Source organism: Streptomyces sp. KR55, from assembly GCF_052245645.1.
GTDB lineage: Bacteria > Actinomycetota > Actinomycetes > Streptomycetales > Streptomycetaceae > Streptomyces > Streptomyces flavusporus.
In genome coordinates this window covers 1-10,822 of the sequence record NZ_JBQQCE010000343.1, presented here as the reverse complement: position 1 = coordinate 10,822, position 10,822 = coordinate 1, and the positions used below count along the sequence as shown (strand labels likewise).

The window sequence follows — 10,822 nt, the reverse complement described above, 5'->3', positions numbered from 1 at the left end:
GATCTGGACCGAGGGCACCTCGGCCGGCCCGGCGGGCCGCCGTTTCGCCGCCGCGCTGGCCGAACTCTCCGGCACCCCGGCCGTGGTGTCGGAACTGCCCGAGGCGCTCGCCGCGCACAGCGCCCTGCTCGCCGGCCCGCTCGCCGCCGGCGCCGAACCCGAGGACTTCTTCCGCGACCGCGTCGAGGAGCCACCCGCCCTGCACGCGCGCGTGGTGCTGCTCCGCGACCGCCCGATCGGCAGCCTCACCGCCGCCCCCGCCGCCCGTGACCTGGCCCTCAGCCACGACACGCCGATCAGCGAACTCGAACCGGACCCCGGCGGCGAACTGGAGACCCTCGCGGAACTGATCGCCATCACGGATTTCGCCGCCGTTTACCTGGCGCTCGCATCGAGGGCCTGATCTGGCCCAGGACGAGCTGACCTTCGTACGCGGACGAGAACCCGCGTCGTACGCAGAGAGAACGGGCAGAGAGAACCGATGGACCGCCTCGACAACACCATCCGCCCCTACGCCTGGGGTTCCACCACCGCGATCCCGCAGCTGCTCGGCGTCGAGCCGACCGGCGAGCCGCAGGCCGAGATGTGGATGGGCGCGCACCCGGGCGCACCCTCGCGCACCGACCGCGGCACGCTCGTCGACGTCATCGCGGCCGACCCGGAGCGCGAACTCGGCGCCGCGGCCGTGGCCAAGTTCGGCCCCACGCTGCCCTTCCTCCTCAAGATCCTCGCCGCGGGCTCCCCCCTCTCCCTCCAGGTGCACCCCAACCTGGACCAGGCGAGGGAGGGTTACGCGGACGAGGAGCGCCGAGGCATCCCCGTGGACGCCCCGCACCGCAACTACAAGGACGCCAACCACAAGCCGGAACTCATCTGCGCGCTCACCGAGTTCGACGGCCTGTGCGGCTTCCGCGACCCGAACGAGGCCGCCGAACTGCTCGACGGCCTCGGCGTCGACTCCCTCAAGCCGTACGTCGACCTGCTGCACGCCCACCCCGAGGACGCGGCACTGCGCGAGGTCCTCACCGCCGTCCTCACCGCCGACCGCGAGGAGATGGCCCGCACGGTCGCCGAGGCCACCGCCGCATGCTCCCGCCTCGGCGGCGCCTACGCCCCGTACGCCGACCTCGCCCACCACTACCCCGGCGACCCGGGCGTCATTGCCGCGATGCTGCTCAACCACGTCCGCCTCCAGCCGGGCGAAGCCCTCTACCTCGGCGCAGGCATCCCGCACGCCTACCTCGACGGCCTCGGCGTCGAGATCATGGCCAACTCCGACAACGTCCTGCGCTGCGGTCTCACCCCCAAGCACGTCGACGTCCCCGAACTCCTGCGCATCGTCCGCTTCGAGCCGAGCGACCCCGGCGTGCTGCGCCCGGAGGCGTCCCCCGACGGCGAGGAGGTCTACGAGACCCCCATCGACGAGTTCCGCCTCTCCCGGTACGTCCTCCCGGCCGGCGGTGCCGCCCACGACCTCACCCGCGCCACTCCGCAGATCCTGCTCTGCACGGCCGGCACCGTGCGGGCCGGCGAGCACGAGCTGACGCCCGGCCGCTCCGTCTTCGTACCGGCGGGAGAAAAGGCCGAAGTGTCCGGCACTGGCACGGTCTTCCGGGCGACAGTGGTGGCCTGACCGACCGGCATCGGCGACCAGGCGCGCCGTTGTCGGACCGGGCTGCAACAATGGCCCACCGGCAAAGGACGGGCAAAGACCACCAGCGGCGCAGCCCTGGACGGCGTACGAAGGGACAACGCGAACAACATGAGCGCGTCAGGCGGCACCAAGGCGATCGTGGCGGCACTGCTCGCCAACCTCTCGATCGCGGTAGCGAAGTTCGTGGCGTTCCTCTTCAGCGGCTCGTCGTCGATGCTCGCCGAGGCGGTGCACTCGGTCGCCGACTCCGGCAACCAGGGCCTGCTGCTCCTCGGCGGCAAGAAGGCCCAGCGCGAGGCGACCCCGCAGCACCCCTTCGGCTACGGCCGCGAGCGCTACATCTATGCCTTCCTCGTCTCGATCGTCCTGTTCTCCGTCGGTGGCATGTTCGCCATCTACGAGGGCTACGAGAAGATCAAGCACCCGCACGACATCGAGCACTGGTACTGGCCGGTGGGCGTCCTCGTCTTCGCGATCATCGCCGAGACCTTCTCCTTCCGGACGGCCATCAAGGAGTCCAACGTCCTGCGCGGCCGGAAGTCCTGGAAGGAGTTCGTCCGCCACGCCAAGGCCCCCGAGCTGCCGGTCGTTCTCCTGGAGGACCTCGGCGCGCTCGTCGGTCTGATCCTCGCCCTGGGTGGCGTCGGCCTGGCACTCATCACCGGTGACAGCGTCTGGGACGGCATCGGCACTCTCTGCATCGGCGTCCTGCTCATCCTGATCGCGCTCGTCCTGGCCGCCGAGACCAAGTCGTTGCTGCTCGGCGAGGCCGCGGGCGTCGAGGAGGTCCAGAAGATCGAGGCCGCGATCGTCGACGGTGACACGGTCACCCGCGTCATCCACATGCGCACGCTCCACCTCGGCCCCGAGGAACTGCTGGTCGCCGCCAAGATCGCCGTCCGGCACGAGGACACGGCCGGCGAGATCGCCACCGCCATCGACGCCGCCGAGGCCCGCATCCGCGAGGCCGTCCCGATCGCCCGCGTCATCTACCTGGAGCCGGACATCTACAGCGAAGCCGAAGCGGCCAAGGGCCCCGACCGCGAGGCGTCCCCGGGCGGCCCGGCCCCGCACGCGACCGGCCACTGACCCATTTCCTTGTCCACGGCCACGGGGCCCGCCGAACATTCGGCGGGCCCCGTCCGCTGCCGTCGGACCGGAGGCCGGGCCGGCGCCCGAGCGTCGAGCCCCCACGGTCAGCCTCACAGCAGGGCGGGTTACCCGACCTCGCTCAGGACGCCCAGGATCCCCCGCTCGTCCGGTGCGGCCAGCAGCCGCTCGCGGAACCCGGCGTCCATCAGCTTCCGGGACAGCAGCGCGAGGATCCGCAGATGCTCGTCACCCGCCGCTGCCTCCGGCACGGCGATCATGAACACGAGCCTCGCCTTCGTACCGTCCAGCGAGCCCCACTCGACGCCCTCGGCGGACCGTGCGAAGCCGACGACCGGCGCGGTCACCGCATCCGTCTTGGCATGCGGAATCGCGATCTCCTCACCGAGCCCGGTCGTGCCCTCCTCCTCGCGCCGCAGCGCCGTCCGCACCAACTCGTCCACGTCCGCGACCTTGCCGGCCCGCGCCAGCAGGCCGGCCATCTCGCGGATGGCGTCCTCCTTGTCCCGTGCGTCCAGCCGGACCTTCACGGTCTCCGTGGTCAGGTGCCCCGAGAGCACCTCGGGCGCACGATCCCCCGTCCCGTCCGAGGCGGAATCGGCGGCATCAACGGCCTCGCCGGTCTCGGCCGTCTCCTCCGCACCGTCCCGGGCGGCCCGGACGCTCCCGGCCCCCGCATCGGGCTCGGAGGCCGTGGTGCCGGCACCATCAGTGGCCCCGGGCAGGGGCTGCGCCGACACTGCGCCGACCGTGGCCCCGGGCACAGCCTGTGCCCCCGCCGAGGCAGCCGTCGCCCCGGGCCCGGCCGACGTCGGCGCCGCGGCAGCCGTAGCCCCGGAACCGTCCTGCGTGGATACGACGGCACGCGCGCCGGGCGCCCCCACCCCCGCCCCGACCAGCGCGGCCTCGGGTCCCGCAGCGAACCCGCCACCGGCCGGCGCACCTCGCCCCCGCTTCCGCTCGGCGATGTCCACCAGGGCGACCGTCGTCAGCGCGGTCACCACCGTCCCGATCGCCACGGCCACGAAGAACATCGGCACCCCGCTCACCGCACCGAGCACCGCAACGATCGGCCCGCCGTGCGGCACGGCGTCCTCCACACCGGCCTGCCCCGCTATCGCGCCGGCCACCGCACCACCGAGCATGTTGGCCGGGATGACCTGCGCAGGCCGCGCGGCGGCGAATGGGATCGCACCCTCGGAGATGCCGAAGCACCCCATGAACAGCGAGGCCAGCCCGGTCTCCCGCTCCTGCTCGGTGTAGAGCCGCTTGCGTATCAGCGTGGCGAGCCCCTGCCCCAGCGGCATGACCGGAATCGCGGCCGCGCACATGCCCATGACGGTCTGGTTGCCGGTCGCGATGAGCCCCGCACCGAAGAGGAACGCCGTCTTGTTGACCGGCCCGCCCATGTCGAACGCGATCATCAGGCCGAGCAGCGCCCCCAGCAGGATCGCGCTGGTGCCGGTCATCCCGCCGAGCCAGCTGGTCAGATGCTCGAAGACCCAGGAGATGGGCCGGCCGATGACGTAGATGAAGAACATGCCGAGCGCCGTGGTCGCCACGATCGGGATCACGATGATCGGCATGATCGGCTGCACAAACCTCGGCACCCGGACCTTCTTGATCCACAACACCAGATACCCGGCGAGGAACCCGGTCACGATCGCCCCGATGAAACCCGCCCCCGCCTCGGAGTCGTACAGCTCACCGGTGTTGGCGATCCACCCGCCGATCATGCCCGGAACCAGCGCGGGCCGGTCGCCGATCGCGTAGGCGATGTAGCCGGAGAGGATCGGCACCATCAGCGTGAAGCCGATGACGCCGATGTTGTTCACGTCCATCCAGAAGGAGTCCTCCGGGATGACCAGGCCGCCGGACGGGTCCGTGTGCCCGCCCAGCGAGAGGGAGATCGCGATCAGCAGCCCGCCGACCACGACGAACGGGATCATGTAACTGACCCCGTTCATCAGCGCCTTGTAAGTGACGCTCCGCTCCTTGCCGCCCTCCGCCGACGCCACCGTGGGCGCACCGCCCCCCGTGTGCACCGGCGCTGACAGCACCTGCTCGATCAGCCGCTCGGGGTGCCGAATCCCTTCCGCGACCCCGACGGTGAGGACCCGCTTCCCGGCGAACCTGCTGAGGTCCACATCCTTGTCCGCGGCGATGATGACGCCGTCAGCGGATCTGACATCGTTGTCATCGAGGATGTTCTCAGCCCCGATGGAACCTTGGGTCTCCACCTTCATCTCGATACCGCGGCTCTCGGCAGCCTGCGCGAGCTTCTCCGCCGCCATGTACGTGTGCGCGATGCCGGTCGGGCACGCGGTCACGGCAAGCAGCTTCACCTGCCTGTGCTCGTCACCGCCGCCCGTGGGGGGAAGGCCGGCCGGACTCGTCACGTCGTTCTCCTAACGCCTTTGTCACACCGGAACGCCGTCCCGGACGTCCCGCTGGGCCGACCGGATGTTCCGGTCTCCCCGCATCCTGCAACACCCACCGGCCTGCTCCAAGATGCGGACCGACCGGCCTGCTCCGGGACGCGAACGTGCACGGCCAACCCGACGCCGATACCGATCACTTGCCGTGAACGGCCTGAAATGTTCGAGGGCGGACTGGGGAAGGCCGGGGCGCCCGGTGTAGCTTGGGACGGAGTCAGACGTCGCTGCTGATGGCGGTCGGGCGGTCCCCCAGCGGACCGGCCGAGGGAGAGAGGGCCTCCGACGGACTGCGCTGCGCGCACGCGGCCATGCTGTGTGCTTTCGGGCACCCTGTGTCCGCCGCCGCGCAGGTCAGCCGTACCCACCCTCGACCCAACCCGAGGAGCAGCCCGCAATGACGACTGTCGACAGCCGACAGGACTTCAAGGTCGCCGACCTCTCCCTGGCCGAGTTCGGCCGCAAGGAGATCACCCTCGCCGAACACGAGATGCCAGGCCTCATGGCGATCCGCAAGGAGTACGCCGAGGCGCAGCCGCTCGCAGGCGCCCGCATCACCGGCTCCCTGCACATGACCGTGCAGACCGCCGTCCTCATCGAGACCCTGGTCGCCCTGGGCGCGCAGGTCCGCTGGGCTTCCTGCAACATCTTCTCCACCCAGGACCACGCGGCCGCCGCCATCGCCGTCGGCCCGAACGGCACGCCCGACAACCCGCAGGGTGTCCCGGTCTTCGCCTGGAAGGGCGAGACCCTCCAGGAGTACTGGTGGTGCACCGAGCAGGCACTGACCTGGCCGGACAGCCCCACCGGCGGCCCGAACATGATCCTGGACGACGGCGGTGACGCCACCCTCCTCGTCCACAAGGGCGTCGAGTACGAGAAGGACGGCAAGGTCCCCTCGCCCGACACGGCCGAGTCCGACGAGCACCGCGTCATCCTCGAACTGCTCACCCGCACCGTGAGCGAGACCCCGCAGAAGTGGACCCAGCTGGCGTCCGAAATCCGCGGTGTCACCGAGGAGACCACGACCGGTGTCCACCGTCTGTACGAGATGCAGCGCGAGGGCACCCTCCTGTTCCCGGCGATCAACGTCAACGACGCCGTCACCAAGTCGAAGTTCGACAACAAGTACGGCTGCCGCCACTCCCTGGTCGACGGCATCAACCGCGCCACCGACACCCTGATCGGCGGCAAGACCGCGGTGATCTGCGGCTACGGCGACGTGGGCAAGGGCTGCGCGGAGTCCCTGCGCGGACAGGGCGCCCGCGTCATCGTCACCGAGATCGACCCGATCTGCGCCCTCCAGGCCGCGATGGACGGCTACCAGGTCACCACCCTGGACGAGGTCGTCGACAAGGCCGACATCTTCATCACCACGACCGGCAACAAGGACATCATCATGGCCTCGGACATGGCCAAGATGAAGCACCAGGCCATCGTCGGCAACATCGGCCACTTCGACAACGAGATCGACATGGCCGGCCTCGCCAAGATCCCCGGCATCGTCAAGGACGAGATCAAGCCGCAGGTCCACACCTGGACCTTCCCCGATGGCAAGAAGATCATCGTCCTCTCCGAGGGCCGCCTGCTGAACCTGGGCAACGCCACCGGTCACCCGTCGTTCGTGATGTCCAACTCCTTCGCGGACCAGACGCTGGCCCAGATCGAGCTGTTCACCAAGCCCGACGAGTACCCGACCGATGTCTACGTGCTGCCCAAGCACCTCGACGAGAAGGTCGCCCGCCTGCACCTCGACGCGCTCGGCGTGAAGCTGACCACGCTCCGCCCCGAGCAGGCCGACTACATCGGCGTCAAGGTCGAGGGCCCCTACAAGCCGGACCACTACCGGTACTGAGTCCGCAGCCGGTCCGCTGAGCAGCGCGTCCGTGCACTGACGCGATGCTCAGCAGCAGGTCCTCCAAGGCAGGCCCCCGCACCCCCGTGCCGGGGGCCTGCCCCTTTGGCCCCGCCGGACCAGCCAGTCACACCCCAGGACCCCCATGCCCCGCGGCCGCTATTCGCTTCACGATCCGCACGATCACACCCCCTTCGCAGAAGAGCACTTCCACTGCGCCCCCGGCCCTTCCGGCTGGCGCTACGTCTCCCAGCTGACCACCCCCTCCGGCGATCACCGAGGCTCCGTCGACCTAGCCCTCGACGAACTCGGCCGCCCCATCCGCCTGGAACTCCACGCGGCGAGCTGGCAGGTGCGTGGCGCCGCCCTCGACGGCGTCACCTGGGTCCGTACGGACCCCACCGGCACCCATGCCACGGAAGGCAATGTCCGCGCCCACGCCTTCACCGGCACGTCCCCCGCGTTCCTCATCGCCATCACCCGTCTGCTGCGCCTCACCCCTTCCGACTCCGCGACCCGCGTACGCCTCGTCGCCTTCACTGATCCCGTCCTCGCCCCACGCACCGTGGACCAGTCCTGGACTCTGCTGAAAAGAGAAACACACGGCACTGACAACGGCCCCCTGACCGTGGACGAATACCAGGTCACAGCCCTGGACACGGGAGAGCAGCACCTCGTCCACATCGCCGGGGACGTCGTGCTCGCGGCACCCGGCATCGAGCTGGAGGACCTCGAGTCGCCGCCGTCCGTCTTCCCCTGAGCGCGAGCCGACCCCCGAGCAGGAACCCCCGAGATCGCCGAGAGGACAGGCATGCCCCCTCTGTCCCCCTATCTCTGTCGCGCCGTTGGCCGTTGGGTGCCTAACCAACGGGTCTGACGCCGACTGCCGCGCGGGCCGACGGCGTTACGCGGGCGGCACGAACCCCGTGGCGGGCCGGTGCGGATCGGCCGACGGCCCTTCCGGCGACAGCGCGGGCGGAGGCTCCTCCGAATGATCCGAGGGGCGGCTCTCGGGCCCTGCGGCACCAGCGAGCGGGTGCGCAGGCGGCACGGCAGCACTGTGCGGGTCCGGCACGGCGGGGGAGTGCGGTGCGGAAGGGGCTGGGGGACGCACGTTCACCGAGCCGTACGAGCCCGGTGCCGCACCAGCCACGGACTGCGGTCCACCGGCGACGGGCGCGCCCGAAGCCATCCCGTTCCCGAAGGCCCGACGAGCCTCCCGGGCCTGCCGCTCCTGCACCACCGCGGCCAGATACGCAGCCGGAGGCACACCCTCCGGCACCGGAGTCCCGGTCCGCCCCGCGAGGTCGGCCGCCAAGCGCTCCGCCATGGCCCCGCCGACCTGCGGGTCAAGCTGCTGCATCCGCGTCAGGTACTGGCGCACGGCCAGCCACAGCCCATCGGGGACCGCGGAAAGGTCAGTCCCCGAGAACCGCCCGGCCAGCCGCGGCGGTGGCGGAGGCATGTAACCCGCTCGGGCGACGGGCACCCGTTCCCGTACGACCAAGGTCCCCGCGAACACATCCCCGAGCCGGCGCCCCCGCTCCGAGACGAGCGAGGCGATACAGGCCACAACCCCGAACGTCATCAGAATCTCGACCGTACCGATGGCCCCCCGCACCAGCGCGTGCCGGAAACGGATCGGCCCACCGTCGTCGCGCACCACCCGCAGTCCGAACGCCGCCTTCCCCAGCGAGCGCCCATGACTGAGCGTCTCCACGGCGATCGGCCCGCCCACCAGAACCAGCAGAAACGTCGCGATGGACAGCGCAATCTGCGCAGCCTGGTCCAACGACGCCGTGGACATCACCAGAACCATCGTCACGATGAGGTACGCGGCCACGGCCACCACCAGATCGAGCAACACGGCCAGCGCCCTGCTGGGCAGCTTCGCAGGGCGCAACTCCAGCGCCACCGCCTCGCCCGTCACCAGCTCACTCACGCCCGCCGTCCTTCCCCTGGCCTGCCCCGAGAACCGCCAGTCTGCCAAGCTGAAGGCGCATCGCGCCGCAGTGCGACAAGCTGACATTACGACGAGCCCGCCGACGAACAGCCGAGGAGCAGGCAGAACGATGGACCTCGACGTCTTCGTCTCCGCGCACCGCGCGGAATGGGACCGCCTGGAGAACCTGCTCCGGCGCCAGCGCCGTCTCACCGGCGCCGAGGCAGACGAGCTCGTCGCCCTCTACCAGCGCACCGCCACCCATCTTTCCCTGATCCAGTCCAGCGCACCCGACCCACAGCTGACCGGCCGGCTGAGCCAACTCGTGGCACGCGCGCGTAGCGCGGTCACAGGCACCCGCCGTGCCTCTTGGCGCGATGTCACACGCTTCCTTGCATACGGCTTCCCTGCCGCCGTCTATCGGTCGCGCCACTGGTGGGTGCCCACCGCACTCCTTTCCACACTCGTCGCGGCGCTCCTCGGCTGGTGGATCGGCGCGCACCCGGAAGTCCAGGCCTCCATAGCGGCACCGAGCGAACTGCGTGAGCTCACCCGCCCCGGTGGTCAGTACGAGACCTACTACTCCAGCCACCCCGCAGCCTCCTTCGCGGCCCGCGTATGGACGAACAACGCACAGGCCGCAGCAATGTGCCTGGTCCTCGGAGTCTTCCTCGGCCTCCCCGTGCTCTGGATCCTCTTCCAGAACATGCTCAACCTCGGCATCGGATTCGGCCTGATGTCCTCGGCCGGCCGGCTCGACACCTTCCTCGGCCTTGTCCTCCCGCACGGTCTGCTCGAGCTGACGGCGGTATTCGTCGCGGCCGGCACGGGACTGCGCCTGGGCTGGACCGTGATCGACCCAGGCCCACGCACCCGCCGCAAGGCCCTGGCCGAGGAGGGCAGAGCCGCCGTGGGCATGGCGATAGGCCTCGCGCTGGTCCTCTTCATCTCCGGCGCCATCGAAGGCTTCGTCACCCCATCGGGCCTGCCGACCTGGGCCCGCATCAGCATCGGCGTCGTCGCCGAGGTGGCCTTCCTCGCGTACGTCTACGTGCTCGGACGTCGCGCGGCTCGGGCCGGGGACACGGGAGACGTCGACGCTGCCGAACGCAGTCAGACACTGCCGACCGCCGCCTGATGTGCGGACACAGCAGGTGAACTGCTAGTGTCCTCTTCGCCTCACAGGAGCCGTTGACACGGAGCATGTGAGGAGGTAGATTCAAACAGTTGCCTGGACTGGACCCCGTAGGGCCCGGTCGGTGACCTTGAGAATCTACTTGCTTCACGAAACCAAGTTTCGATGAAGCCGCTACCGACGAATCGGAAATGGATGGCCGGTCAGCCCGGCCGGAGACCTCTGATAAAGTCGGAGCCGCCGGAAAGGGAGACGCGAAAGCGGAAACCTGGAAAGCACCGAGGAAATCGGATCGAAAAAAGATCTGATAGAGTCGGAAACATCGAAGGGAAGCGCCCGGAGGAAAGCCGCGAGAGAGTCTCTCGGGTGAGTACGAAGGAAGCGTCCGTTCCTTGAGAACTCAACAGCGTGCCAAAAGTCAACGCCAGATATGTTGATACCCCGTCCATCGGACAGCCGATGGTCGAGGTTCCTTTGAAAAACACAGCGAGGACGCTGTGGACGGTCGGATCATTCCTCCGGCCGTTCCGCTCTCGTGGTGTTCGCCCCGAGATATGGGGTAAGCATTCACGGAGAGTTTGATCCTGGCTCAGGACGAACGCTGGCGGCGTGCTTAACACATGCAAGTCGAACGATGAAGCCCTTCGGGGTGGATTAGTGGCGAACGGGTGAGTAACACGTGGGCAATCTG

At 69.5% G+C, this 10,822-nt stretch carries 8 protein-coding genes and 1 rRNA gene; 7 read left to right on the top strand and 2 right to left on the bottom strand.

Annotation, left to right across the window (positions count from 1 at the left end):
- From ACTWQJ_RS36545 to ACTWQJ_RS36535, 3 genes are all read left to right on the top strand, one after another.
- On the top strand, nt 1-403 hold a 403-nt coding region (locus tag ACTWQJ_RS36545; protein WP_443310756.1), incomplete at its 5' end, for an SIS domain-containing protein.
- A gap of 78 nt (nt 404-481) precedes the next feature.
- The gene (manA, locus tag ACTWQJ_RS36540; RefSeq protein ID WP_443310755.1) at nt 482-1,633 is read left to right on the top strand and encodes a mannose-6-phosphate isomerase, class I; all 1,152 of its coding nucleotides are present in this window, start codon (nt 482-484) and stop codon (nt 1,631-1,633) included.
- Nucleotides 1,634-1,762: 129 nt separating this feature from the next.
- Nucleotides 1,763-2,743, top strand: coding sequence for a cation diffusion facilitator family transporter (locus ACTWQJ_RS36535; RefSeq protein ID WP_443310754.1), 981 nt, complete (start codon nt 1,763-1,765; stop codon nt 2,741-2,743).
- A 128-nt stretch (nt 2,744-2,871) separates the two neighbouring features.
- Here the strand turns inward: ACTWQJ_RS36535 and ACTWQJ_RS36530 are convergent, their stop codons facing one another.
- A complete protein-coding gene (locus tag ACTWQJ_RS36530; protein WP_443310753.1) occupies nt 2,872-5,163 on the bottom strand; it encodes a fructose-specific PTS transporter subunit EIIC in 2,292 nt (763 codons plus the stop codon).
- A 433-nt stretch (nt 5,164-5,596) separates the two neighbouring features.
- On the opposite strand from ACTWQJ_RS36530, the gene ahcY reads away from it, so the two are divergent.
- Entirely contained in the window at nt 5,597-7,054 is a 1,458-nt protein-coding gene (gene ahcY / locus ACTWQJ_RS36525) for an adenosylhomocysteinase (protein WP_224735798.1), read from the top strand.
- Nucleotides 7,055-7,199: 145 nt separating this feature from the next.
- Nucleotides 7,200-7,814, top strand: a complete 615-nt coding sequence (locus tag ACTWQJ_RS36520) for a hypothetical protein (protein WP_443310752.1) — start codon at nt 7,200-7,202, stop codon at nt 7,812-7,814.
- A gap of 144 nt (nt 7,815-7,958) precedes the next feature.
- Here ACTWQJ_RS36520 and ACTWQJ_RS36515 read toward each other — a convergent pair whose 3' ends face one another.
- Entirely contained in the window at nt 7,959-8,996 is a 1,038-nt protein-coding gene (locus tag ACTWQJ_RS36515) for an RDD family protein (RefSeq protein ID WP_443310751.1), read from the bottom strand.
- Nucleotides 8,997-9,126: 130 nt separating this feature from the next.
- Here ACTWQJ_RS36515 and ACTWQJ_RS36510 point away from each other — a divergent pair, with 130 nt between their 5' ends.
- The gene (locus ACTWQJ_RS36510) at nt 9,127-10,134 is read left to right on the top strand and encodes a stage II sporulation protein M (RefSeq protein ID WP_443310750.1); all 1,008 of its coding nucleotides are present in this window, start codon (nt 9,127-9,129) and stop codon (nt 10,132-10,134) included.
- Nucleotides 10,135-10,697: 563 nt separating this feature from the next.
- A 16S ribosomal RNA gene (locus tag ACTWQJ_RS36505) occupies nt 10,698-10,822 on the top strand; the annotation flags it as partial.

Bases quoted from the DNA above. Each gene is read 5' to 3' on its own strand.
- manA (WP_443310755.1), top strand. From the start codon at position 482: ATGGACCGCCTCGACAACACCATCCGCCCCTACGCCTGGGGTTCCACC.
- ACTWQJ_RS36535 (WP_443310754.1), top strand. From the start codon at position 1,763: ATGAGCGCGTCAGGCGGCACCAAGGCGATCGTGGCGGCACTGCTCGCC.
- ahcY (WP_224735798.1), top strand. From the start codon at position 5,597: ATGACGACTGTCGACAGCCGACAGGACTTCAAGGTCGCCGACCTCTCC.
- ACTWQJ_RS36520 (WP_443310752.1), top strand. From the start codon at position 7,200: ATGCCCCGCGGCCGCTATTCGCTTCACGATCCGCACGATCACACCCCC.
- ACTWQJ_RS36510 (WP_443310750.1), top strand. From the start codon at position 9,127: ATGGACCTCGACGTCTTCGTCTCCGCGCACCGCGCGGAATGGGACCGC.